The organism is Vreelandella venusta, assembly GCF_007989605.1.
GTDB classification, from domain to species: domain Bacteria; phylum Pseudomonadota; class Gammaproteobacteria; order Pseudomonadales; family Halomonadaceae; genus Vreelandella; species Vreelandella venusta.
Window position 1 is genome coordinate 22903 of the sequence record NZ_BJUL01000020.1, and the last position, 25342, is coordinate 48244.

24 protein-coding genes and 1 tRNA gene are annotated in these 25342 nt (G+C 52.3%); 14 read left to right on the forward strand and 11 right to left on the reverse strand.

The window, feature by feature from the left end:
* Nucleotides 1-218: 218 nt before the first annotated feature.
* The 4 genes from HVE01_RS16845 (at nt 219) to HVE01_RS16860 (ending at nt 2329) form a co-directional block, all read left to right on the forward strand.
* Entirely contained in the window at nt 219-1238 is a 1020-nt protein-coding gene (locus HVE01_RS16845; protein WP_146945164.1) for a phospholipase A, read from the forward strand.
* Nucleotides 1239-1318: 80 nt separating this feature from the next.
* On the forward strand, nt 1319-1651 hold the full coding sequence (locus HVE01_RS16850; protein WP_125746737.1) for an ElaB/YgaM/YqjD family protein: 333 nt from the start codon (nt 1319-1321) through the stop codon (nt 1649-1651).
* On the forward strand, nt 1651-2055 hold the full coding sequence (locus HVE01_RS16855; protein WP_125746735.1) for a phage holin family protein: 405 nt from the start codon (nt 1651-1653) through the stop codon (nt 2053-2055). The genes HVE01_RS16850 and HVE01_RS16855 overlap by 1 nt, the downstream gene beginning before the upstream one ends.
* Complete coding sequence (locus HVE01_RS16860; RefSeq protein ID WP_125746733.1) at nt 2030-2329, forward strand: YqjK family protein; 300 nt, start codon at nt 2030-2032, stop codon at nt 2327-2329. The genes HVE01_RS16855 and HVE01_RS16860 overlap by 26 nt, the downstream gene beginning before the upstream one ends.
* Nucleotides 2330-2429: 100 nt before the next feature.
* Here the strand turns inward: HVE01_RS16860 and HVE01_RS16865 are convergent, their stop codons facing one another.
* Nucleotides 2430-3614 carry a BaiN/RdsA family NAD(P)/FAD-dependent oxidoreductase gene (locus HVE01_RS16865; RefSeq protein ID WP_146945165.1) on the reverse strand — a complete coding sequence of 395 codons (1185 nt, stop codon included), beginning with the start codon at nt 3612-3614 and terminating at the stop codon, nt 2430-2432.
* A 195-nt stretch (nt 3615-3809) separates the two neighbouring features.
* Here HVE01_RS16865 and HVE01_RS16870 point away from each other — a divergent pair, with 195 nt between their 5' ends.
* Together HVE01_RS16870 and HVE01_RS16875 are read left to right on the forward strand one after the other, a co-directional pair.
* Nucleotides 3810-4877, forward strand: coding sequence for an efflux RND transporter periplasmic adaptor subunit (locus HVE01_RS16870; RefSeq protein ID WP_146945166.1), 1068 nt, complete (start codon nt 3810-3812; stop codon nt 4875-4877).
* Nucleotides 4877-8017 carry an efflux RND transporter permease subunit gene (locus tag HVE01_RS16875; RefSeq protein WP_125746730.1) on the forward strand — a complete coding sequence of 1047 codons (3141 nt, stop codon included), beginning with the start codon at nt 4877-4879 and terminating at the stop codon, nt 8015-8017. Before HVE01_RS16870 ends, HVE01_RS16875 begins: the two co-directional genes overlap by 1 nt.
* A gap of 99 nt (nt 8018-8116) precedes the next feature.
* Here the strand turns inward: HVE01_RS16875 and HVE01_RS16880 are convergent, their stop codons facing one another.
* Complete coding sequence (locus tag HVE01_RS16880; protein WP_186808866.1) at nt 8117-8545, reverse strand: DUF3617 domain-containing protein; 429 nt, start codon at nt 8543-8545, stop codon at nt 8117-8119.
* A 167-nt stretch (nt 8546-8712) separates the two neighbouring features.
* On the opposite strand from HVE01_RS16880, the gene HVE01_RS16885 reads away from it, so the two are divergent.
* Nucleotides 8713-8922, forward strand: coding sequence for a zinc ribbon domain-containing protein (locus HVE01_RS16885; protein WP_125746728.1), 210 nt, complete (start codon nt 8713-8715; stop codon nt 8920-8922).
* 9 nt (nt 8923-8931) lie between these two features.
* Here the strand turns inward: HVE01_RS16885 and HVE01_RS16890 are convergent, their stop codons facing one another.
* The 4 genes from HVE01_RS16890 to HVE01_RS16905 all read right to left on the reverse strand — a co-directional run bounded on the left by HVE01_RS16890 (nt 8932) and on the right by HVE01_RS16905 (nt 13095).
* Nucleotides 8932-9774, reverse strand: coding sequence for an ABC transporter permease subunit (locus HVE01_RS16890; RefSeq protein ID WP_125746726.1), 843 nt, complete (start codon nt 9772-9774; stop codon nt 8932-8934).
* Complete coding sequence (locus tag HVE01_RS16895) at nt 9774-10679, reverse strand: ABC transporter permease subunit (RefSeq protein WP_213017628.1); 906 nt, start codon at nt 10677-10679, stop codon at nt 9774-9776. The genes HVE01_RS16890 and HVE01_RS16895 overlap by 1 nt, the downstream gene beginning before the upstream one ends.
* Before the next feature lie 34 nt (nt 10680-10713).
* The gene (locus HVE01_RS16900) at nt 10714-11898 is read right to left on the reverse strand and encodes an ABC transporter ATP-binding protein (protein WP_146945168.1); all 1185 of its coding nucleotides are present in this window, start codon (nt 11896-11898) and stop codon (nt 10714-10716) included.
* A 93-nt stretch (nt 11899-11991) separates the two neighbouring features.
* Nucleotides 11992-13095, reverse strand: a complete 1104-nt coding sequence (locus HVE01_RS16905) for a polyamine ABC transporter substrate-binding protein (RefSeq protein ID WP_125746720.1) — start codon at nt 13093-13095, stop codon at nt 11992-11994.
* A gap of 343 nt (nt 13096-13438) precedes the next feature.
* Between HVE01_RS16905 and ahpC the strand changes: the two genes are divergently transcribed.
* Nucleotides 13439-14002 carry an alkyl hydroperoxide reductase subunit C gene (ahpC, locus tag HVE01_RS16910; RefSeq protein ID WP_125746718.1) on the forward strand — a complete coding sequence of 188 codons (564 nt, stop codon included), beginning with the start codon at nt 13439-13441 and terminating at the stop codon, nt 14000-14002.
* 243 nt (nt 14003-14245) lie between these two features.
* On the forward strand, nt 14246-15802 hold the full coding sequence (ahpF, locus tag HVE01_RS16915) for an alkyl hydroperoxide reductase subunit F (RefSeq protein WP_146945169.1): 1557 nt from the start codon (nt 14246-14248) through the stop codon (nt 15800-15802).
* Between the two features lie 123 nt (nt 15803-15925).
* Here the strand turns inward: ahpF and HVE01_RS16920 are convergent, their stop codons facing one another.
* The 5 genes from HVE01_RS16920 to hemA are packed head-to-tail and all read right to left on the reverse strand — an operon-like array spanning nt 15926 to nt 20475.
* On the reverse strand, nt 15926-16681 hold the full coding sequence (locus HVE01_RS16920) for a HesA/MoeB/ThiF family protein (RefSeq protein WP_146945170.1): 756 nt from the start codon (nt 16679-16681) through the stop codon (nt 15926-15928).
* Between the two features lie 4 nt (nt 16682-16685).
* Nucleotides 16686-17186, reverse strand: coding sequence for an Lrp/AsnC ligand binding domain-containing protein (locus tag HVE01_RS16925; RefSeq protein WP_038482725.1), 501 nt, complete (start codon nt 17184-17186; stop codon nt 16686-16688).
* Between the two features lie 33 nt (nt 17187-17219).
* Nucleotides 17220-18080 (reverse strand): peptide chain release factor N(5)-glutamine methyltransferase, encoded by an 861-nt coding sequence (gene prmC, locus HVE01_RS16930; RefSeq protein WP_146945171.1) that lies wholly within the window; start codon nt 18078-18080, stop codon nt 17220-17222.
* On the reverse strand, nt 18080-19168 hold the full coding sequence (prfA, locus tag HVE01_RS16935; RefSeq protein WP_146945172.1) for a peptide chain release factor 1: 1089 nt from the start codon (nt 19166-19168) through the stop codon (nt 18080-18082). Before prfA ends, prmC begins: the two co-directional genes overlap by 1 nt.
* Nucleotides 19165-20475, reverse strand: coding sequence for a glutamyl-tRNA reductase (gene hemA / locus HVE01_RS16940; protein ID WP_125746708.1), 1311 nt, complete (start codon nt 20473-20475; stop codon nt 19165-19167). The genes prfA and hemA overlap by 4 nt, the downstream gene beginning before the upstream one ends.
* Nucleotides 20476-20750: 275 nt before the next feature.
* Between hemA and HVE01_RS16945 the strand changes: the two genes are divergently transcribed.
* The 5 genes from HVE01_RS16945 (at nt 20751) to HVE01_RS16965 (ending at nt 25253) form a co-directional block, all read left to right on the forward strand.
* Entirely contained in the window at nt 20751-22544 is a 1794-nt protein-coding gene (locus tag HVE01_RS16945; protein ID WP_241006802.1) for a tetratricopeptide repeat protein, read from the forward strand.
* A 70-nt stretch (nt 22545-22614) separates the two neighbouring features.
* Nucleotides 22615-23268 (forward strand): lipoprotein insertase outer membrane protein LolB, encoded by a 654-nt coding sequence (lolB, locus tag HVE01_RS16950; protein WP_125746706.1) that lies wholly within the window; start codon nt 22615-22617, stop codon nt 23266-23268.
* A 17-nt stretch (nt 23269-23285) separates the two neighbouring features.
* A complete protein-coding gene (ispE, locus tag HVE01_RS16955; protein WP_146945173.1) occupies nt 23286-24146 on the forward strand; it encodes a 4-(cytidine 5'-diphospho)-2-C-methyl-D-erythritol kinase in 861 nt (286 codons plus the stop codon).
* Between the two features lie 31 nt (nt 24147-24177).
* Nucleotides 24178-24252: transfer RNA gene (locus HVE01_RS16960), tRNA-Gln, on the forward strand.
* Nucleotides 24253-24311: 59 nt separating this feature from the next.
* Nucleotides 24312-25253: a ribose-phosphate pyrophosphokinase gene (locus HVE01_RS16965; RefSeq protein ID WP_171880177.1), complete on the forward strand. Its 942-nt coding sequence runs from the start codon at nt 24312-24314 to the stop codon at nt 25251-25253.
* Nucleotides 25254-25342 lie beyond the last annotated feature (89 nt).

Sequence of the window (25342 nt, forward strand, 5' to 3'; positions counted from 1 at the left end):
AAGAAGAGCTTGAGGAGTGCCTTCAGTGCATTTTTGACCACGTTAAGTATGCCTCATCGACATGGATACAACTCCAACCAGGAAGACCGCCATTGTCAGACGTTCCGGCTTCTGACGCAATCTAACGCGTTTGGTGGGCAAGAGGAGTTGACTTACGCGATGGGCGTGTATAGAAGAGAACCTGATAACTGCCCTTTATTAATTTGCGAGCCATTTTGATGGTCATTCGAAAACTGTTGCTAGTTAGTTTTATTGTATTGCTAGGCACTGAAAGTGCCGTCGCCGAATCACGAGAAGAAATCGAGGCCCGCATCCGCGCACTCAGTAGCGAACTTTATCAGTTGCGACAACAGCTGCAACAGGTTGAAGATCCTACAGAAAGCGAATCAACGACCCGCCCCAATCTGCTTCCGGAAGAGGTCGCGCTTGAGGATCTCAACGAACGCCGTCAATTTGAGCAGGAGTCATCACGCAATCCGTTTGCGATTACCACTCACCGGACCAATTATCTTTTCCCGATTAGCTATAGCACCAACCAGAACAGCGCAAACTTTCGTAGCATTTCCGCAGACTCCACGCCTAACGACGTCGAGATGAAATTTCAGTTTAGCGCTAAATTCAACCTCGCAGAGAATGTGTTTGGCGACATTGGCGATGTCTATTTCGCCTACACGCAACGTAGCTGGTGGCAGGCCTATAATACCGATGCTTCTTCCCCCTTCCGGGAAACCAACTACGAACCTGAAGTTTTTATTGATTTTGATAACGCCTGGAGCGCATTAGGCTGGGTAAATACACGCAATCGCCTGTCCTTTATTCATCAGTCTAACGGCCGTTCAGACCCACTCTCACGCAGCTGGAACCGAGTTTATTTGGAAAGCACATTCCAACGCGGTGACTGGGCACTTTCTCTCGCGCCCCACTGGCGAGTACCTGAGTCCGACGGCGACGATGACAACCCAGATATTGAGCGCTTTGTCGGTTATGGCGATATCCGTCTGGCAAAACAACTCAATGGCAACCATGAGGTCGCGGGGCAGCTGCGTGGCAACCCCAGCGCGGGAAACTATGGCACTCAAATAGACTACAGCTGGCCTGCGTTTAACAATGTGCGTGCTCATCTACAGTACTACTACGGCTACGGAGAGAGCATGATTGACTACAATAACCGCGTGCATCGTCTCAGCATCGGCTTTAGCTTAAACCCCTTGTTCAGTACGTCAGGGCTGAACCGATAGCGCCTAAGGTTGTCTTATGGTTAACGGCTGCTATGCTGGAGTTGACACTTTTTCATATTCACTCGTCAAAGGATGACATTATGGCTAAACGTACTACTGATACCTCTGCTCGTGCTGACCAGTTGAAGGAAGATCTCCGCCACCTGAGTGAAACCGTAGAAGAGTTGATGAATGCCACGTCAAAAGATGCAAGTGGCGAGATGCGTGATCTTCGTGAGCGTGCCGAAAAGCGCCTGAAAGACACTCGAGCACGCCTAGAAGCTCGCGGCGAACGACTTTACGAAGACACTCGTGAAACGCTCTCTCAGCAAGCTGATTGCTGTGACCGCTACGTGCACGAAAACCCCTGGACTAGTATTGGTATTGGTGCCGCAGCAGGTCTAGTGGTGGGTATGCTTCTCGGTCGTCGCTAATGGCTTTAGGGCCAACACAACGCGTTTTCTCTGCCGCCAAACGTCTGCTGAGATCATTAGTCGCTAATGGTGAGACCCGGCTTCGTTTGGCGGTTTTGGAATTAGAAGAGGAGCGTGCTCGTTTATTAACCCTGCTTTTGTTAGCGGGAGCTAGCCTGTTACTGCTGCTGTTGGGCGTCGCGACACTTACCGCGCTGGTAGTAGTAATGTTTTGGGACACCTATCGGCTGACTGCGATTGGCGTAAGCGCAGGCGTTCTTATGACCTTAAGTTTTTTACTCGCCGTTATTGCTATCCGCCAAGCCAAGCAGCATACGCTGTTAAAAGAAACGCTTAAGCAACTCTCCGCTGACCGAGCCTTGTTGGAGGTAAATGAGGATGACTCAACCCAACATCGTCAATAAGCCTCCCAGCCGAGCGGAGCGCAAAGCTGCCTTGTTAGCTGAACTAGAGCAACAGCGTATCGATATATTGGTTGATAGCGATACACTTACCAAGGCAGCCTCTCCGCTAGACAAGAACTGGCGCAGCCTTAAAGTACCTTTGTATGTGGTTGGTGGCATCGCCGCGTTGCGTATTTTGCGCCATCCAGGTGGCGCGATGGCGGTTGGCAGAAAAGCATTGGCTAGCTACATGTTGATAAGAAAACTGAAGCTGCTAGCGAAAGTGGCTAGCTAGCGAGTTACTAGCGATATTTTCTGAGAACGACGCTGGGCCATTTTTTATAAACGCAAAGTTTGAATGCTTTACGTATTGATGGCCCAGTTTTTGAGACTTATCAGCACGCCTGCCCACAAGCGACACCACTTGCCCAAGCCCACTGAAAGTTGTACCCCCCCAATTCCCCCGTCACATCGAGTACTTCACCGATAAACCTAAGCTGTGGTAAATCTTTCACGGCAAATGTTTTTGATGAAATCGCTTCCGTACTTACCCCACCCATGGTTACCTCAGCTGTTCGCCACCCTTCTGTACCTGACGGTTTTAGCTGCCACTGGTTTAGCCGCTGCGCCCAGTGATCAAGCGCATCATTGCTGTACTCAGCCATAGGACTGGTAAGATTGGCGTCTGGGTACCACTCTAGCAACGCTTGGGCAAAGCGCTTTGGAAAACGCTCTCCCAGCCAAGTGGACAGCAGACGCTTAGGGGTCGCATGCCGTGCATAGCGTAATACGTCAGCGGCATCTTCAGTTGGCAGTAAATTAATAGTGATCGCGTCGCCAGGTTGCCAAACGCTGGAAATTTGCAGCATCGATGGGCCTGATAGGCCACGATGAGTAAATAGCATTGGCTCTATATAGCGTTTCCCATTGCAGCTAACTTCGCATGGCACACTGACCCCAGAAAGTGCTGCTGTACGCTCTTTCCAGCTATCGCTTAAGGTAAACGGCACCAAACCTGGGCGAGTGGGCAGAACATCTAAGCCAAACTGACGGGCAATATCATAACCAAACCCTGTCGCCCCCATCGTGGGTATCGAAAGTCCTCCCGTCGCAATCACTACCGTACCCGCGTCGATGCTTCCCAACGACGTGGCTAAGCGCATGCTATCCCCCATTCGCTCCAGCCTAGAAATTGACGTGCTGAGCGATACCTCGACGCCGGCCCATTCACACTCGGTGAGTAGGACATTAACAATGTCTTTAGCGGAGCTCGCACAAAAGAGCTGGCCTGGGGCTTTCTCCACATAGTCAACACCATGCCGCTCTATCAACGATACAAAATGCTCAGGACGGTAACGCTTTAATGCGGAAATGCAAAAATACGGATTTTCCGAATAAAAGTTCTGAGGCGTAGTTGCAAGATTGGTAAAATTGCAGCGTCCTCCTCCAGACATCAATATTTTTTTGCCCGCCTTGTTGGCATGGTCCACTAACAGTACACGACGCCCTGCGTAACCCGCTTGAGCCGCGCACATTAAACCAGCGGCTCCGGCACCAATGACGACGACGTCGTAGACCATAAAATCAGGCTCCCAGGATGAAAAAATGAGGGGCATTTTAACAGGTAAACGGCTCAAGATTACTGTACATTCAAAAGCAATTGTACAAACTACGTATACCTACTTAACAAAATACCATTACTCACTCTTTCGCCCTCTAACGCGGCGCTACCCTAAATGGTATTACTAGGCCTTTTTGATAACACTGAGACGCTAATGCTTGCTTGTAAACGTATCTGTTTCTTTTGGCTGTTGACCCTATTATGGGTGAGCCCCCTTTTGGCACAGTCTCCCCCTCCTGTTATTGGGCACTACGCGGCCATAACTGCGTGGTCTGATCCGCTTGAGGCGTTAGGGACACTAAGTGCTGATGAGAGCGTGACACTTTCCGCCACAGTGACCGACACAATTGCCGAGATCAATTTTGAAGATGGCGAACAAGTAGAGCGCGGAAGGCTATTAATTCGTTTAGAAGATGCTGAAGAACAGGCTCAGTTAAGGGCGGCGCAAGCCCTTAATGAAGAACGCCGTAATGCGCTAGACCGAGCCACCCAGCTGCAACAACGCAGCCTTGCCCCGCGGGCTGACGTAGAGGATTCTCAGGCACGTTTACGTCAATCACAAGCCGATGCACAAGCGTTAGAGGCTAGGTTGTCAAATTATCGCTTACATGCCCCTTTTAGCGGACGGGTTGGCTTTCGTAACGTTAGCATCGGCGCACTAGTGACGCCCGGCATGGAGCTTGTCACGCTTGATAAGCTGGATGTCATGAAGCTCGACTTTACCGTACCTGAAGTATTTTTAGGACGTTTGTCCAACGGCCTAAAGCTTAGTGCTACGACGGCGGCCTTCCCTGACGAGGTGTTCAGTGGTGAGATCTCTAGCATTGGCACTCGCATTGACCCTATCACCCGCAGTGTTAACGTTCGCGCCGAAATGGTAAACCCTGGGCTTCGTCTGCGGCCAGGTATGTTAATGGAGGTCGTGGTTCAACAACGCATCCGCGATACGCTTGTACTTCCTGAAGCGGCGATCGAACCCAGTGGCAACCGTCACTTTGTGATGTTAATCAACCAACAGGACGGCAGCTATCGATTAGAACGGCGAGAAGTCACCATTGGCGAACGACGGATTGGTCAAGTAGAGGTACTGGATGGTATCAGTGCAGGCGACCTAATCGTGATTCACGGATTACAACTCGCTCGAGATGGCCAGCAAGTCAGACTACTCGGTATCGCTGATGAAGAAGCGGATATTCGCACGCTACTGGAGGCTGATCGTTAATGCGCTTATCCGACATTTCAGTTCAGCGGCCAGTGCTGGCGATGGTGATCGCCACACTGATTATCGCGTTTGGTTTACTGGCTCTCAACCGACTGCCCTTGCAAGAATACCCAACGGTTGATCCGCCTATCGTTAGTATTGACACCCGCTATCCTGGCGCATCAGCAAGCGTTGTAGAGACCCGCATTACCCAAGTGCTCGAAGACCGCATCGCCGGCGTGGAGGGTATTGAGCTAATAACGTCACAAAGCGAGGATGGTCGTTCGCGGATTGAAATCGAGTTCGCCATCACTATGGATATCAATGCTGCCGCCAACGATATCCGCGATCGCATTTCAGGAGCACTGCGCAACCTTCCTGATGATGCCGATAACCCAGAGGTCACTAAAGCCGACAGTAGTGAGACGATTGTCGTGTGGCTAAGTCTCTCGGGGGCAGATTACTCGATTACTGAACTGACCGATTATGCCAACCGCTTTCTGGTAGACAGCCTTTCGGTACAACCCGGCGTGGCAAGGGTGCGCGTGGGTGGTGGACGCGACTACGCGATGCGCGTTTGGCTAGACCGCAATGCGCTCGCCGCACGGGGGCTAACCGTCGGTGATATTGAGGATGCTCTACGTGCTGAGAACGTTGAGTTGCCAGCGGGCTCAATTGAATCCGAAGATCGCCAATTTATTGTCCGTTTGCCGCGCAGCTTCGCGACCGCGGATGATTTTAAGCAGATTGCTTTAATTGAAGGCAGTAACGGTTATCTAGTACGCCTGGGCGATGTAGCACGTGTCGAGATAGGCTCAGTAGAAGACCGAACGGTGTTTCGTGCCAATGGCGTCCCGATGGTGGGGCTAGGCATGATCATGCAATCAACGGCTAACGTAGTGGAGCTATCGAAAGCCGTTCGACAAGAACTTGAGCGGCTTCAAGGCACCCTGCCGGAGGGGATGTCACTCAGCCTTAACTATGATGCCTCAGTATTCGTTTCAGGCGCTATCGAACAAGTAGTGATGACGCTGTTTATCGCCATGGGGCTAGTTATTGTGGTGATGTTTATGTTTTTAGGCAATCTGCGCACCACACTAGTACCTGCCGTGACAGTGCCGATTGCCGTTATTGGGGCATTTACCGCCCTGGCCGCTATGAATTTTTCGATTAACCTACTCACGCTATTGGCGCTGGTGTTGGCGATTGGGTTAATTGTTGATGACGCGATTGTAGTACTTGAAAATATCAATCGACGCATGCACGACTACGGAGAAACACCTCTGGTCGCAGCATTTCGAGGCACACGGCAAATCGCTTTCGCGGTGATTGCTACCACGCTGGTGTTAGTGGCGGTCTTCGTTCCCCTCAGCATGCTGCAGGGGGATATTGGTCGGCTATTTTCAGAGTTCGCACTTACCATGGCAGCAGCGGTTGTTGTCTCAACCCTGCTAGCCCTTACCCTCACCCCAATGATGGCTTCTAAGATTCTTAAGCCAGGCATGCATGATAGCCGAATTGGTCAAGCCGTTCAGTGGCTGCTGACGGGCACCCAGCGTTATTACCAGCGCGCATTAGAAATCGTACTCACATTAAAATGGCTGGTCGTTGCCCTGTTTTTCTTGTTGATTGCCGCTACCGCCTGGCTGGCAACCGCACTGCCCAATGAATACACCCCGCAAGAAGATCGTGGCAATTTCATTGTCCTTGTCAACGGCCCAGAAGGCGCAACGTTTGACTATATGATGGACTATATGGATGAGATAGAGGCCAGGTTAACGCCTTTGGTGGACAATGGAGAGCTTGAACGAATCGTGGTTCGAGCACCACGTGGCTTTGGTAATATCGAAAATTTCAACAGCGGTTTTATTATCGTCAACATGGCTGATTGGGGAAGCCGCCGTAGCGCTTGGGAAATCATGGCCGATATTCGTCAGCAGCTACGAACATTGCCAGGTGTTCAGGCTTTTCCAGTGATGAGGCAAGGTTTTGGGCAGCGCACTCAAAAACCCGTGCAATTCGTGCTCGGAGGCGGTACCTACGAAGATTTAGCACGTTGGCGGGATATGTTGATTACTCATGTTCGTGAAAACAACCCGCGTATTACTGCTATCGAAAGTAATTATGATGAGACCCAGCCCCAGTTACGCGTGGATATCAATTATGAGCGCGCTGCAGCGTTGGGCGTCACGGTTACAGAGATAGGTCGGACGCTGGAAGTGCTGCTTGGTGGGCGTAACGTCACCCGCTATGTAGATGACGGGGAAGAGTACGATGTCATCCTTGAAGGTGACCGCAGCGGTCAAAATAGCCCTGCTGCGCTAAACAATATTCAAGTCCGCTCTGCTCGCTCAGGAGAACTGATCCCTCTAGCCAGCTTGGTAACGCTCTCTGACTTCGCTGGTGCTAGTACGCTGAACCGTTTTGACCGTGTTCGCGCTATTACGATTGAAGCCAATCTAGCCGATGGTTACCCCCTTGGTGAAGCATTGGAATACTTGCAACAAGCTGCCGACAATGTATTGCCTGAAGAGGTACAAACGAACTTTGCCGGGCCTTCCCGCGACTTTCAACAGGCCAGTGGCGCTACCATGTTCTTATTAGTGCTCGGTGCCGTGGTGGTTTATTTAGTGCTTGCGGCCCAGTTTGAAAGCTTAATTCACCCGTTTGTGATCATGCTGACCGTCCCACTAGCCATGGTTGGCGCCCTGCTTGCCTTGCTGCTTAGCGGCCAGTCACTCAATATCTATAGCCAAGTAGGCTTAGTACTACTGATTGGTCTTGCCGCTAAGAATGGCATTCTGATTGTTGAGTTTGCCAACCAGCTACGCGATGAAGGTCAGGCGTTTCGCTCTGCTTTAATTGAAGCATCAGTAACACGCTTACGGCCAATTTTAATGACCGCAGTCACTACGATGGCGGGTGCGATACCACTGATATTATCAAGCGGCCCGGGCGCGGAATCTCGGCTCGTTATTGGCACCGTTATTATGGCGGGTGTTGGCTCTGCGACTGTATTTACGCTGTTTGTCGTCCCGGTAGCCTACGACCTGCTTGCGCGTTACTCGGGCTCACCTGGGGCAGTTAAACGTCAATTAGAAAAGGAGATAGCCAGCGCTCCTATTGCTCATCATACGCCGCTGAATACCCCAGAGCGCTAACATGAGCCATTACGCAACGTCATAAAGCCATCTTCGCACTATGCAAAAGGCGCCACACAGGCGCCTTTTGTCGATCATGAAAATACGCTAACTGTCATCTTAATCGCAGTTACCAATACGCTCGCCTTCAATGACCGTATTCATGTTCAGCTCGCCCATCGGCGATTGAGTGAATATATCCACATTGCCTTCGATTTGCTCACCCATAAAACGCATTTCGCCATCAATGGTCGCTTCACCGCCATCGGCACGGCAAATCATGCTGTAGGAAAGGCCATCGGCATTCATATCCTGGCTCAGCAGCTCGCAGCCCTCTTCCTCTTCAATAAAGCCAAACTCAGCGCTATCCAACTCCTCTTGGGTGATGCACTGACGCTCAGTCTGGGTTTGATCCGGAATTTGCATGTCGCCACTCATGCTGGTCACGCTGACAAACTCCCACTCGCCAGGCGTAACGTTAGGGGTTTCCGCCTGAGCGACCATCGGGAAGGCCAAGAAGGCCGCTACTGCCATGTGTCGTATCATCATCGCACTCATCTCTAGGTGGCTTTAAGGAATACGTTATTATCCTACCTGATTCATTACTTACATGTCCTACCGGACAAGGTCACTGCTACACTATTATCGTCACAGTTACTCATTTTCAGAGCTTTCCGATAAAAGGGCGCTAGCGATCACATTAAGGGGAAATAGCCATGCAGGATGACGCGCTAGTCAATTATGACTTTTACTGCCCCTACTGCGATACACCACTCACGTTTCTTATCGACACCTCCCAAGGTAGCCACGATACCTGGGAGGATTGCCACCAGTGCTGTGCCCCGATTCAATTACACATCATGGTCTCGCTAATAACCGGTGAGCTAGAAGCTGTGCTCACCGGGCGAGACGACGATGTGCTTTAGCGCCCGTCGCTAAGCACTCTCGGCTTGTCGCAGCAGTGCTTTTCGTTTTGCTTCACCCCGACGCATAAAGAACCACGCCAATAGCGTCGTCAGCGATACGGCCAGAATAATCAGCGTAGCCAGCGCATTGATCTTAGGCGACACCCCCATCCGCACCGACGAAAACACCACCATTGGCAAGGTGTTGGCACCGGGGCCAGAGACGAAGCTGGCAATAACCAAGTCATCTAGTGACAGCGTGAATGCCAGCAACCACCCCGCTGCTAAGGCAGGCGAAATAACAGGCAGCGTAATAAAGAAGAAGGTCTTCACCGGTGGCGAGCCCAAATCCATGGCAGCTTCTTCGATAGAGCGATCAATTTCACGCAAGCGGGCTGCCACAACCACCGCGACATACGCACTGCAAAACGTTGTATGAGCAATCCAGATAGTCGCCATACCACGATCAGCCGGCCAACCAATCAGTTGAGCCATCTGCACGAATAGCAATAGTAGCGACAGCCCCGTAATAACTTCCGGCATTACCAGCGGCGCGGTAACCATACTCGACAATGCCGTCTTACCGCGAAAATGGCCATAACGCGTCATTACAAAAGCGGCCACTGTACCTAAACATACCGCCATGCTAGCGGCAAAAAAGGCAATTTTCAGACTGGTCCAAACCGCTGACAGGATCTGTTGATCGCGAAATAGTTCGCCGTACCATTGTGTCGAGAACCCTGCCCACACCGTCACTAACCGCGAGGCATTGAAGGAGTAAACCACCAACACCACCATCGGCAAATAAAGAAACAGCAGCCCCAACACTAACATCACGGAGGTAAAGCGTGGGCGTCTATCCAGTCTCATCATTATTCAAGCTCCCGTGACTGGTAGCGATGGAACAGCACAATGGGAATTAACAGCAGCAATAGCATTACCATGGCTAACGCCGAAGCCACAGGCCAGTCGCGGTTCAAGAAGAACTCTTCCCACAACACTTTACCAATCATCAGCGTATCCGGTCCCCCGAGCAATTCAGGGATCACAAACTCACCGACGGCAGGAATAAATACCAGCATAGAGCCCGCGATGATTCCGCCCATAGAGAGCGGCAGCGTGACTTTGATAAAGGTATTAAGCTTGCGCGAACCCAAATCGGACGCCGCTTCTAGCAGCGAGTTATCCAACCGCGTTAGATGGGCATAAAGCGGCAACACCATAAACGGCAGATAGGCATAAACAATGCCGATAATGACAGCAAACTGGGTGTTCATCATGCGTAGCGGGGAGTCGATCAGTCCCATTCCCAACAGTACGTTATTGATTAATCCGCTATTACTTAAAATACCCATCCATGCATAGACGCGAATCAAAAACGACGTCCACGACGGCAGCATTACCAACAGCAGCAAAATAAGCTGCCAGCGCCCCGGCGCACGGGCCATCGCATAGGCCATCGGATAGCCAATCAACAAGCATACTGCTGTCGCTACAAACGCGGTTTTTATCGAGCCCCAGTAGGCCGCCACATAGAGAGAATCAGACAACAAAAACAAATAGTTGCCCAGATTCAAGAAAATATTGAGCGTTTGGTCAGCATACTCAACCAACGGCCCATAGGGTGGTATAGCAATTGCTGCTTGCGAAAGGCTGATCTTTAAGACCAGCGCAAACGGCAATAAAAAGAACAGCGTAAGCCACAAAAGCGGTAGTGCGATAACTGCACGACGACCTAACTGCAACCGCTTTACGAAGCCTGCAATGCGAGATGGCATCACGATAGACGATCTCCTGTCAGCCACTGAGGCATTAGCGATTCAGTACGATAGCGCTATGGTCTTCCCAATAGACATAAACACTATCCTCCCAGGTTGGGCGATCCCCCCGCCGCTCGGTATTGGCCATACTCACTTTGATCATTTGCCCGGAGGCAGTACGCACGTAGTAAAGCGAGTAGCCACCCAAGTAAGCTATATCATCAACCTTGCCCGCCTCCCAGTTGTACTCTGCGGATGGCTGCTCACGGGTTAGCCAGATTTTCTCAGGGCGCAGCGCAGCCCACACCCGGCGATCTACCGCCTGGGTCGTAATACCATGATCAATATAGATCGGCCGAGATAGTGCCGGTGATGCAATGCGACAGTGGTCCGCAGCGTCTTCGACGATTTCACCTTCGAATAGATTCACCGTACCGACAAATTCCGCCACCATTCGGCTGGCCGGACTTTCATAAATATCGACCGGTGAGCCCACCTGCTCTATCCAACCATCGGCCATAATCGCCACGCGGTCGGCCATGGTCATGGCTTCTTCTTGATCATGAGTCACCATGATGCAGGTCACCCCCACCTGCTCAATGATCTCAACAACCTCGAGCTGCATCTCCGTACGCAGCTTTTTATCCAACGCCCCCATCGGCTCATCCAGCAACAGCAACTTGGGACGTTTGGCCAGCGAACGAGCAAGCGCTACCCGTTGGCGCTGGCCGCCAGAAAGCTGATGCGGTTTACGCTTAGCAAAACGCTCCATATGCACTAGCTTGAGCATCTGTGCGACACGGGCATCAACGTCGGCCTTAGCTAGCTTGTCCTGCTTGAGCCCAAAAGCGATGTTTTGCGCTACCGTCATGTGAGGGAATAACGCGTAGGATTGAAACATCATATTGATTTGACGCTTATGCGGCGGCATCGAGGTGATATCTTCGCCGCCTAGCAGAATCCGCCCTTCACTGGGCGTTTCAAACCCCGCCAACATCCGCAACAATGTCGACTTGCCTGATCCTGACCCACCTAGCAAGGCGAAAATTTCGCCGCGCTTTACCTGCAAATTAACATCATCGACCGCAAGCGCATCGTCGAAACGCTTACTTAAGCGCTTTACCTCAAGCACACTATCTTCTGCAAACCTTGGCGTTTTTCCCTGAGCGCGCTGAGTGGCGGGAGAAGTGACCGCAGGAGAGGATGACGGCTCGTTCGACAGGGGCGTAGTGACCATTCGCCACTCCCATCAAAAGGCCCGGAAACCGGGCGTTAAAAAAGTAACAGCGAGCCCAGCATTCGCTTGGCTCGCTGTTAGGCGATGACTAAATTAACGACCTGATTTGACGCGGTTCCAGATGCGCGTACGTGCGCGCAGAACGTCTTGAGGCTTTTCAGCCTGCAAATAGAGGTTTTCCATCACCTCGGCTTCAGGGTAAATAGCCGGATCATTGACAATCTCATCAGAGAGATACTCATTAGCCGCCGCATTAGGGTTGGCATAACGCACGTACTCGGTTATTTCGGCGGCGATTTCCGGATCCAGAATAAAGTTAATGAAGGCGTGGGCATTTTCAGAATTCGGCGCATCAGCGGGCACTGCCATCATATCAAACCACAGTGCAGCCCCCTCTTTGGGAATGCTGTAGCCAATCTTGAAGTCACGGCCAGCTTCTTCGGCACGATCAGCCGCCTGAAAAACATCGCCGGAATAGCCTGCGGCCACACAAATGTCACCGTTCGCTAAATCGGAAACGTAACGAGAAGAGTGGAAATAGGTTATGTCATCACGAACACTGGCAATCAGTTCACCAGCAGCTTCCAGGTCTTCGATATTTTCACTGCGCGGATCAAACCCTAGATAGGCCATGGCGGGCGACAGCATTTCATCGGCAGAATCCAACATCGACAGCCCACAGCCGGCCTCGCTCAACGCGGCGGTAATTTCAGGATCAAAGAGCAGCGCCCAGCTATTCAGTGGCGCGTCATCGCCTAAAATGTCTGTCACACGGTCAACATTATAACCAATGCCGTTGGTACCCCACATATAGGGCACCGAGTATTCGCTACCCGAATCAATCTCTTCCAGGCTAGCCATCAATTCAGGATTGAGGTTATCTAAATTAGGCAGCAACTCATGATTGAGCGGCTGAAAAACACCGGCCTTCACCTGGCGGGTAAAATAATAAGTAGAAGGAACCACAACATCGTAGCCAGAACGGCCAGACAAAAGCGCAGCGTCTAATATTTCATTACTGTCATAAACATCATAGGTCACTTCAATACCGGTGCGCTCGGTAAACTTTTCTAGTGTTTCAGGAGCGATATAATCGGACCAGTTGTAAACTCGCACTTCATTCGCTTGAGCATTAGCAGCCGCTACGGCAAGAGAGAGGGCCGTAACGGCCACTGAAAGTTTGTGAATATTGCCCATCCCACTACTCCTTATTTAAAACCGATATCGCTAAGAATGTTTCGTTAAATGCCAAGTCATTCTCAAACGTCAAGCTTACGCTAAAACATTAAAAACAGCTGTGGCTGCTCTGCCAGATAAGCGAATTTTGCGATGCAGCGACATCTATCGCAAGCCCATGTGGAAAATTCTTGTATTCGGCTTAATGCGACCCCACTTGTAGGGTAGCCAACTGTCAAAAACACGCACTAATAGTCTCATGCTATTTCTCGGATGCATTTTTACAATTTTAGCTATTGGTCGTAGTTGGTTACCATGAGCAGCAACTTTTCACTGCCACTCACTTATTTTGGAGACGTTCGGAATGTCCTTGATCAATACTGAAGTAAAACCTTTTAAAGCGACTGCCTACCTGAATGGCGAATTTATCGACGTCACTGAAGCAGACTTGCAAGGTAAGTGGTCTGTTTTCTTCTTTTATCCTGCCGATTTCACCTTTGTTTGCCCGACAGAGCTAGGCGACTTGGCTGACAACTACGCTGAATTTCAAAAGCTTGGTGTTGAAATCTACAGCGTGTCGACTGACACCCACTTTACTCACAAAGCTTGGCACGACAGCTCTGAGACCATCGGCAAGCTGCAGTACCCGATGATTGCTGACCCGACCCTACAAATCTCTCGCAACTTCGAGGTATTGATTGAAGAAGCAGGTCTTGCAGAGCGTGGTACCTTCGTGGTTGATCCCGACGGCAAAATTCAAATCGTCGAAATCAACGCTGGCAACATCGGCCGTAACGCTGAAGAGCTACTGCGCAAAGTGAAGGCTGCCCAGTACGTTCGCGAGAACCCGAACGAAGTATGCCCGGCTAAATGGAAGGAAGGCGAAGAGACACTTGCCCCGTCTCTGGACCTCGTAGGCAAAATCTAAACGGCCTACCGCTGCCGTTCAGGGTTGCCCCTTAAGGCAGCACGACACCCGGGCATACCCCGGGTGTCCTTTTTTTGAGTACTCGTTTTTGAATACTGGTTTTTGAATACCCGTTTTTGAGTACCCGTGTTAACGCAACCATTGTTCTCCCTATTGCTCTGTTACTCATGCTGCGGTCTTTCAACAACAGCGAGCGTGTTAGGTTGAGAACCCATTACTGCTGACTGCGAGGAAGCCACTGTCATGCTGGACGCCAATTTAAAAAATCAGTTGAAAGCTTATTTAGAAAAAGTGACTCAACCGTTCGAGATCGTTGCGTCCCTCGATGACGGTGCAAAGTCACATGAACTGTTAGGTTTGCTCGAAGAGATCAGCAGCCTATGCGACAAGATTACACTGCAAACTGACGGTCAAGATAATCGCACGCCGTCATTTGCGATTAACCGCCCCGGCGAAGAAACCGGCGTGGTATTTGCGGGCATCCCGATGGGGCACGAGTTCACTTCACTAGTGCTGGCACTGTTACAGGTGGGTGGACATCCCCCAAAAACGTCTGAAGAACTGCTCAACCAAATCAAGGCGCTCGATGGCGAAATGCTGTTTGAGACCTACTATTCGCTCTCCTGCCAGAACTGCCCAGATGTTGTTCAAGCGCTTAACTTGATGGCGATTTTCAATCCAAATATTCGCCACGTGGCCATTGATGGCGCACTGTTTCAGGATGAAGTAGAAGCGCGGGAAGTCATGTCGGTTCCCAGCATCTATTTAAATGGTAAACCGTTTGATCAAGGGCGCATGACTTTAGAGCAGATTCTAGCCAAGGTTGATACGGGCGCCGCCGAACGGGAAGCAAAAAAACTTGGCGAAAAAGCCGCCTTTGATACGCTGGTGATTGGTGGCGGTCCTGCAGGAGCCTCAGCCGCAATCTACTCTGCCCGTAAAGGGATCAACACAGGTGTTGCTGCTGAGCGTTTCGGTGGCCAGGTGGCGGACACCATGGGCATTGAAAACTTTATCTCTGTCAGCCATACCGAAGGCCCTAAACTGGTAAGCGCTCTGGAAGAGCATGTTAAAGAGTATGACGTTGACGTTATGAACCTTCAACGCGCCACATCGTTTAAGGCCGCTGAAAACGAGGGTGATTTACACGAAATCGTCTTCGAGTCGGGCGCCAAGCTGAAGAGTAAAACGCTTGTCCTGGCAACCGGTGCGCGGTGGCGCGAGATGAATGTGCCTGGCGAACAACAGTACCGCAATAAAGGCGTTGCTTACTGCCCTCACTGCGATGGCCCGCTATTTAAAGGCAAGCGCGTAGCAGTGATTGGCGGAGGTAACTCTGGCGTTGAGGCCGCTATCGACCTGGCGGGCATTGTGGGCCACGTCACCTTAGTCGAATTTATGGGTGAGATGCGCGCAGACGCTGTGCTACAAAAAAAGCTTAAGAGCCTGCCTAACGTCGACATTATTTTAAACGCTGAAACCACGGAAGTAACCGGCGACGGCAGTCGTGTTAATGGTTTAGCCTACAAAGACCGCAATACCGATGAGCTAAAAACCATCGCATTAGAAGGTATCTTTGTCCAAATTGGCTTAGTACCTAATACCGAGTGGCTGAAAGGCTCACCGATTGAAATGACCCCGCGCGGCGAAATCATTGTCGACGCCCACGGCATGACATCGGTTCCAGGCGTATTTGCCGCAGGTGACGTGACAACCGTGCCATACAAGCAAATTATTATCGCTATGGGTGAGGGTGCAAAAGCATCACTGGGTGCGTTCGACTATTTGATTCGTCACTAACCTAAGTCGACATTAGCTAGCCTGCTGGGCGGATCCCCTGCCGCCCTTTAGGCTGTTTCCTTTGACGTAAAAGACCGTGACGTCACGCCCGCTGCCCTGCGGGCGTTTTTTTTGTTTATAGGGTTAATCAGCGCGACCGCACACGGAGCAGGCAGGGTCACGGGGCACCTGGAAATGGCGCCACTGACCGCTCAAGCCTTCAAAAGTGGCAAGCCCTTGATGCGGTTTTCCTGCACCGCTCAACAGCTTAAAAGCTTCTATCGCTTGAAAACAGCCAATCAACCCCACCAGTGGCGCCATGACACCACTTTCGGCACAGCTCAAGGCTTCATCTTCGCTGTCGCCGGGAGGATAAAGACACGCATAGCAGGGACATGCTGGGTTACGAGGATCAAAAACAGCTAACTGCCCAGAAAAACGAATTGCCGCTCCAGAGACCAGAGGCACACCGGCCTGCTGAGCAGCGGCGTTAATCGCATAACGGCTTGAAAAACGATCGGTGCAATCCAGCACCACATCTGCCGACGCGACCAATGCCTCAAGCGCCTTGCCATCCACATGTTGCTCCAAGGCGATCACATGACACTCAGGGTTAAGTGCCTGCATGCTCGCTTTGGCTGAACGCGCCTTATTGATGCCGATACTTGCCTGCTGATGAGCAATCTGACGCTGCAGATTTGACAACTCTACCGTATCAGCGTCGGCAATCGTGATTTTGCCCACGCCAGCGGCGGCTAAGTAAAGCGCCACGGGAGATCCCAACCCACCTGCGCCGACAATCAGAGCATGAGCATTTCTCAGGCGCTCCTGCCCCTCAATATCAACCTCGGGTAGCATAATTTGGCGGCTATAGCGCAGCAGCGCCTGATCATCCATCATGGGGTTACTTATCCTCAAATTCCTCGAAATCGGGTATGTGTAAGTTGAAGCTCTCTTTCACTTCTTCCATTACCACATAGCTTTTGGACTCTTTTACCCCAGGCAGCGTCAGTACGACATCGCCTAGTAGCTGCCGATAGGCGGACATCTCAGGAATGCGGCATTTTAAAATATAATCAAACTGACCAGACACCAAATGACACTCTTGGATTTGCGGCAGCTTCTCGACCGCCCGGCGAAACTCATCAAACACAGCAGGAGACTGAGTTTCCAGGCTAATCTCCACAAAGACCAACAAGTTAGCCTTCAGTGCCTGCGGATCAAGAATGGCTTGATAGCCGCGAATGATGCCCGCACGCTCAAGACGCTTAACACGCTCTAAACAAGGGGTTGTGGATAAGCCCACTTCAGCGGCAAGGTCGACATAGGAAATTCGCGCATTTTCCTGCAGACAGCGCAAAATTTTAAGATCGATCCGGTCCAGCGTTCTATTTTTTGGTTTCATGGCAGGATCCAATACTGATGAATCAGGCGGTTATTAAAGGTGGCCCAGGGTAACCCGTTCATGACCTCCAACGTCTAGTACACTTTCAACGTTTTGGAAGCCAGCGCGCACTAATGCCGTGCGTACGTTGGCCGCTTGCGTATAACCATGCTCTAAAGCAAGCCAGCCACCACCGGCAAGATAGCCACGAGCGCTGCAAATCAAATGCAGCAAGTCTGCCATCCCGTCAGCATCAGCCACCAGAGCTGATAATGGCTCGAAACGCACGTCACCCAAGCGCAAGTGTGGGTCGTCGGCAGCGATATAGGGCGGGTTACTAACAATAATATCGAATGCGGCCGCTTGAGGGGGCTGAGCGAACGCACTAAACCAATCGCTAATTACGAACTGAGCATTGCCAATCTTCAGCGCTTGCGCATTGCGCGTTGCAAGCGCCACTGCTTCTGGGCGAATGTCCGCCCCGACTACTTGCCAATTAGCTTTCTCACTAGCAAACGCAAGTGCAATAGCACCAGTGCCGGTGCCAAGATCCAGCAATCTCCCCTCGCTTGCGTTGGCACGCAGCAGGGCAGCCTCAACCAGGGTTTCGGTATCAGGGCGGGGAATCAGCGTTTCTGGCGATGTTGCCAGCCGCAGCCCCCAAAATTCTCGTTCGCCGGTTAGATAGGCAATTGGCACTCCCTGGACACGCGCAGCCACCAACGCATCAAATCGTGCTTGCTCCCAGAGGGGGCACTCACGATCTCCCCAGGTATACAGCCAAGTACGGTCATGCCCCGTAGCGTGACTGAGCAGCACCTCGGCATCAATTCTAGGGGAAGGCGAACCTACCGCTTGCAGCCGAGCCGCCGCTCGTCGCAAAAGCATATCGAAAGTTACGACACCAAAACTCATTAGGCGTCCTGAAGGGCCGAAAGCTGCTCAGCTTGATATTCATGAATGAGCGGTTCAATGACATCGTCGAGCTGCTCACCGGTAATGACTTCCGTTAGCTTGTAAAGTGTCAGGTTGATACGGTGGTCGGTAATTCGCCCCTGGGGGAAGTTATAAGTACGAATGCGTTCACTACGATCCCCGGAGCCGACCAATGAGCGGCGAGCGTCTGCTTGCTCTTGGCGCTGCGAGTCAACCGCATTGCGTTTGAGCTTGGCTGCCAGCAACGACATCGCCTTTGCACGGTTTTTATGCTGGCTACGCTCTTCCTGGCACTCCACCACGACGCCTGTCGGCAAGTGCGTAATACGGATAGCAGAATCTGTAGTATTGACGTGCTGGCCGCCCGCGCCACTGGAACGGTAAGTATCAACGCGCAAATCCGCGGGGTTAATATCGATATCGCCCACGTCGTCCACCTCAGGCATGACGGCCACCGTGCACGCGGACGTGTGTATCCGGCCTTGCGATTCCGTCGCCGGCACGCGCTGTACGCGATGCGCGCCAGACTCAAATTTTAAGCGCGCATAGACACCATCACCTTTCACACGAGAAATAACTTCTTTATAACCGCCCTGCTCACCGTGACTTGCGCTGACAACTTCAACGCGCCAGCCACGTTTTTCCGCATACCGTGAGTACATACGAAACAGATCACCAGCAAAGATTGCAGCTTCATCTCCGCCTGTACCGGCACGCACTTCCAAGAACACACCGCGGCCATCATCGGGATCTTTAGGCACCAGCAGGCGTTTCAGCTCACTATCCAGGGCTTCGAGTTTCTTTCGCCCATCACTGATCTCCAGTTCCGCCAGCTCGCGCATATCAGGGTCGCTGTCACGGCTTAACTGCACGGCGTCTTCGATGTTTTTTTCTACCTCACCGTAGCGCTTCCAGGCGGCGACCAGCTCTTCTAATTCCGCGTACTCACGGGAGTAGTCGCGAAAACGCTGCTGATTATTGATCACTTCAGGATCAGACAGCAGCATTGCCAGCTCTTCAAAGCGGTCGGAAAAGCTATCTAGACGTTGGCGCAAAGTCTCTTTCATGCGGGTGTATCATCCTTCTGGCGTTTTACCGCAGCCACGGGTTGTTCAAAGGCAGGCTTAGCAGGCAGTAATATATTGGGCGCGGCATTCAGCAATTGGTTATTTTCCTGCGATGCAGCGTCGCGCAAGGCAAGCGTGGGCTGGTGCATTAATCGGTTCGCCAATTGGTGAGCTAGACGTTCAATCACCTTGGCAGGATCTTCACCCTTTGCTAATCGCTCAAGAGCCTGCTCACGAGATTGGTCCCGAATGGCCTCTCCGTGGCGTCGATAGTCGCGAATAATTTCGCCACCATTGCGGATTCGACGCTCATGCTGCCAACTACCCACCCCGTGCTCGATGAGTGATTCCGCCTGATCAGCGGCAACTTGACGGTGACGACGATTCTCTTCAATGACCTCTTGCAAGTCATCAACGGTATAGAGGAAAACATCGGCAAGTTCACCCACTTCTGGTTCGATGTCACGGGGCACCGCGATATCCACCATAAACACTGGTCGGTGACGGCGCTTTTTCAGCGCACGCTCTACCATCCCCTTCCCTAGAATCGGCAGCGGAGAAGCCGTGGAGGAGATGACAATATCAGCCTGTTCTAGCGCCTCCGGTATTTCTGGCAGTGTAATAGCAGAACCACCCAAAGAAGCAGACACTTGTTCAGCGCGCTCCCGAGTACGGTTGGCTACCGTTAGATGCCGTACACCAGCTTCATGAAGATGACGCGCGACTAGCTCAATGGTTTCTCCCGCCCCGATCAAAAGCGCCCTGGCACGACTAAAGTCATCAAAGATGCGGCTAGCCATACTGACAGCCGCATACGCCACCGACACTGGATTTTTGCCAATGCCTGTTTCCGTACGCACCTGTTTGGCTACCGCAAAGGTGTGCTGAAATAGCCGCTCTAATTCGCCACCCAGCCCATTGGCTTGCCGCGCCTGCTGATAAGCATCTTTTAACTGTCCGAGTATCTGCGGTTCGCCCAGCACCATGGAGTCTAGGCCAACAGCGACACGCATCAGATGACGCGCAGCATCGTTGTCAAGATAATGATAAGCACAGCGGGAAAGGTCTTCGACGCGCAAATTATGAAAGCGCCCAAGCCAATCCAGCACGGCATGCTCACCGGCGGCATCCGTCACGCAATAAAGCTCGGTACGGTTACACGTCGAAAGCACAGCCGCTTCGCTGATTTGTGGCAGGTTACGCAGTTCCGTCAACGCGCTTTCCAGCTGCGTTGGCGTAAATGCAACCTGCTCACGTACGGCCACGCTGGCGGTACGATGATTTATTCCCAGGGCAAGAAGCGTCATGCGTTATGCGTCTTCGCTAGTGGATCGGTCGTCACGTCACTTGTCGTTCTGAATGTCTGGAGCTTGCTATAGCAAGTCTAAAGGGTGGGTAGATACGATGAACTATTAGTAGATACTATGATAGATACTATGAGTAGATACCATGAATTGCACCACACCACCCCGTTTTCAAGGTGGAATATTCTATCACAGCACAGCATGTTCTGGCGCACACCACTTTGCCGCAGGCAACCAAGCCGCTATGCTGAGCACTCGGCCACTTGATCGAGAGACGCATGCCCCTTCGCGCGACACTACTGGGTCACCCCCTATCGTTACTGGGTTTACCCTTACTGCCCTTGGCCGCAACGCTACTACTGGGCGGCTGCCAGCTTTCCCCGTCTTCCTTTGAGAGTGGGGTTCAAAGCGATGCCTACGATCCCATGCATTCAGCACCGCCGATTACTCGCGGCTTGGACGCAGAAGGTCTTCGTTCGTTGCTGGCAGCAGAACTTGCTGGCCAACGGGGCGATTATCGCTACGCCAGCCAAGGCTATCTAGAAGCGTCACGGCGCTATCGCAACCCCGCGTTAGCCGAGCGTGCTACCTTCGCAGCGCGCTTTGGCAATGATGTCGCCTTAATGGAAGCCTCCGCGATACGCTGGCGTGAATTAGCACCTCAAGCAGAAATGCCGAATAGGTTGCTGGCAACTCTCTCATTACAACGCGGAGACTGGCTGGACAGCCTAGAGCAGCGTCTGGCGATCGCTGAAGCAGGAGGCAATGGCGAAATAGCGGCTTTTTCTGAGGCGGCGGTGGCCGAAGAAGCGCCACTGAACCTATTAATCGAGCCGTTGCGCGATTATCTTGCCCAGCCTGGCGCCCAGCAAAATGAATTCCACAGCGATGTTTTACTTGGCGCCGCACTGATTGAGTCCGCACTGGGGCAAACGCGTCAAGCACAACAGTACCTGGACCAAGTAACGCAGCTGTCGCCTGAGTCTGCCGCCTTGTGGCTTGCTAAGGCGCGTCTAGCTTTAGAGACTGGCGATCATCGTGGTGCTCAGCGCGCTGCGCAAAGGGGGCTGGATTTAGCACCCGACGATGTCCGTTTCATATTAATGTTAGCCCAAGCTGAAATTCGCCTGAATAACATTACCGCTGCGGAAGCACACACCACTTCTTTGCTAGAAACCCATGGTGGTAACGAAGAATTACGCATTGCTCTCGCTCAACTCTATTTGGAAGAAGGCCATAGCGAGCCAGCGTATCGATTACTGCAACCTTTTATTGGCCAGGAACGCGTACCTAACACGGCCTACTTCTTGTTGGGGGCCATCGCCCAATCCCAAGGAGAAGTCGACAACGCACTGCTTTATTATCGGCAAATACAAGACGGCAACGAGTTTCTTCCGGCCCGAGCCGCCGCTGCACGAATGCTGATTGAAAATGATCGCCTGTTAGATGCTCGCGCTATGCTGCGTATTGAGCGAATGCGCCATGACGACTACTTCGGCGAGCTGGTAATGCTAGAAATACAGCTACTGGATGAGTTTAATCTACAAGAAGAGGCCATGGCACTACTTGATAGAGAGCTGACGCGTACGCCAGATGACACCAGCCTGCTTTATTTAAGGGCAATGCGCGCGTGGGAAATGGGCGATCTTGAAGCGATGGAGCGTGACCTGCGCCAAATACTGAGTACCGAACCTGACAATGCAGATGCATTAAACGCATTAGGCTACACACTTGCCGACCTGAACATCCAAGGTCGCCTTGAAGAAGCTCGCGATTTGATTGAGCGCGCCTATGAAGCAGATCCCAACAACCCGGCCATACTCGACAGCATGGGTTGGGTCTATTTTCGGCTTGGCCAGCCTGACAATGCACTGGCATGGCTAGAGAGCGCCTACGCACAAGTGCCTGATCAAGAAATTGCCGCTCATTTAGCCGAAGTTCTGCACGCCCTAGGGCGCAGCGAAGAAGCACGCCAACTTATTGAGCGCACTCTTCAGCGGGTAAATTATCACCCGCAAATTGATGACCTACTTGAGCGCCACCCTGAACTAACACCGCTTAGCACGCCCTAATACGGTATGCCTTTATAAAAGCATGCCCTTATAAAAGACAGTTTACGCAATACTGACATGGAGCCAGTTTATGTTGACCCATTCCCTGCCCGCGAGCCGTTTATCAATATGCAGTCGTTCAACTCGTTTGTTACTGGCCGGTATTGCCCTATTAACGCTGGCTGGGTGTGCCACCCAAACGCCTGTAGATGATGGCGGACGCCAAGCTGGGCAATGGGAACGCCAGCAAGCCGACGTTGAAGCCTTCGATACCTGGACACTCGTGGGCAAAGCAGGACTTCGCACCCCCCAAGAAAATACCAGCGCCAACCTAGACTGGAATCAACACCCCCACTATTTCCGAATGCTGATCAGTGGTCCCTTTGGCGGCGGCCGCAGCGTGCTAGAAGGCCGCGAAGGGCGTTTTTCACTCACCACTAGCGATGGCCGCTTTGAAGCCGAGACGCCGGAAGCATTAATGGAAGAGCAGCTTGGCTGGTCATTACCGGTTCGCGCCATGCCGGACTGGGTGCGAGGCCTGCCGGGCGAGCACGCCAGCTATCAGCTGGAAACGGACGAACTAGGCTTCCCTAACCATTTACAGCAAGATGGCTGGGAAATCGACTACCGTGATTGGGAGCAAGTAGAGGGCATGTGGCTACCGCGTCGACTAGTAATGAACTACGGCGACCTGCGCATCACCCTGGTGGTCAATCAGTGGCAATCGACTAACTCGGACGCCTAGACCAGTAGAGAGATCACATGCCTGCAACACCCTCGGCGTTGACACTGCCAGCTCCCGCTAAGCTAAACCGCATGTTGCATATCGTAGGCCGTCGTCAAGACGGCTATCACGAGCTGCAAACGCTTTTTCAGTTTATCGATTTGTGTGATTACCTTACTTTCACACCACGCACTGACAGCGCTATTACTCTGTCCAATCCCCTTAGTGGCGTTGCCCATAACGACAATTTAATTGTCCGTGCAGCCCACTTATTGCAACAGGCAAGCGGTATTCAGCAAGGCGTCTCAGTCGCCATCGAAAAGAACCTGCCAATGGGAGGTGGCCTTGGCGGTGGCAGCTCTAATGCAGCGACTGCCCTGATCGGGCTAAACCACCTGTGGCAACTAGGACTAAGTAGCGAAGCGCTAGCAAAACTGGGGCTGACGCTAGGTGCGGATGTCCCGGTATTTGTTCACGGTCACAGCGCTTGGGCGGAAGGCGTTGGCGAAAAGCTGACTTCAGTCACGCTGGATACCCCCTGGTTCGTGGTCATTCATCCTGGTGTTAGCGTCTCAACACCAGCAATCTTTCAAGACCCGGAATTGACACGCGACAGCCTCCCCATTACTATGGCGCGCGCACTGCAGGGGGGAGCGCCGGAGTGGCGTAACGACTGCGAAGCTATCGTCAAAAAACGCTATCCGCCAATTGCGGAAGCATTGGACTGGCTCACGCAGCATGCACCTAGTCGGTTGACCGGTACCGGCGCCTGCTTGTTTGCGGCTTTCGATTCACAGCAAGCCGCGCAAGCCGTCGCACATATGGCAGGTCAATACTGGCATTCATGGGTAGCGCGCGGACTCAACACCTCTCCCCTACAAGATGCTCTGGGCCGCTGAAAGCGCCCGGTCATCGCATTAGGTTTATTGCTGGGGTATCGCCAAGTGGTAAGGCACCGGTTTTTGGTATCGGCATTCCCAGGTTCGAATCCTGGTACCCCAGCCAAACCTAATTATGATCTGCGTTTTCTCCCCTGATCCCCAACACTGCAAAGGTGGCTGCGCGTGTCAAAATTGATGGTTTTCACCGGGAATGCCAATCCCGAACTCGCTCAAAAGATTGCCGAGAGCTTAGACAGCCGTATGGGTAATGCTACGGTCGGTCAATTTAGCGACGGCGAAATCGCGGTCGAGATCAATGAGAACGTGCGTGGTAAGGATGTGTTTATCCTGCAATCCACCTGTGCCCCCACGAACGACAACCTAATGGAACTGATTCTGATGGTGGACGCCCTGCGTCGCGCCTCAGCTACCCGTATTACGGCAGTCGTTCCCTATTTTGGCTATGCGCGCCAGGATCGTCGCGTCCGCTCAGCCCGCGTTCCTATCTCCGCAAAAGTTGTGGCTGATATGATGGTGAAAGCTGGCGTTGATCGCGTCATGACGATGGATCTGCACGCTGACCAAATTCAAGGTTTCTTCGACGTACCGGTTGACAACGTTTACGGCTCGCCCATTTTGCTGGACGACATCGAGCGCCAGAACTACGACGACCTCGTTGTGGTTTCTCCCGATGTCGGCGGCGTTGTGCGCGCTCGCGCTATCGCCAAACAGCTTAACGCTGATCTTGCCATTATTGATAAGCGTCGCCCCCAGGCCAATCAGGCCCAGGTGATGCACATCATCGGTGAAATCGAAGGCCGCACCTGTGTGGTTGTCGATGACATGATCGATACTGCTGGCACGCTCTGCAAAGCCGGCGAAGCGTTAAAAGATCACGGCGCAGCACGCGTTGTCGCCTATGCAACACACCCGATTTTGTCCGGCCCCGCGGTCGACAACATCACCAACTCGGTGCTGGACGAGGTTGTCGTGACCGACACCATTCCGCTTTCCGACACTGCCCGTCGCAGCGGAAAAATTCGCCAGCTGAGCGTTGCCGGACTCATCGCGGAAGCCATCCGTCGAGTCAGCAACGAAGAATCCGTTAGCGCGATGTTCCACTAATCGCCTGACGTAGTAGCCCCCTATTGGGGCCCTGGAAGCGTCGTCGTCTGGTCGCGGTCGGCGGCGTTTCCTTACTTAAACCAAGAGGC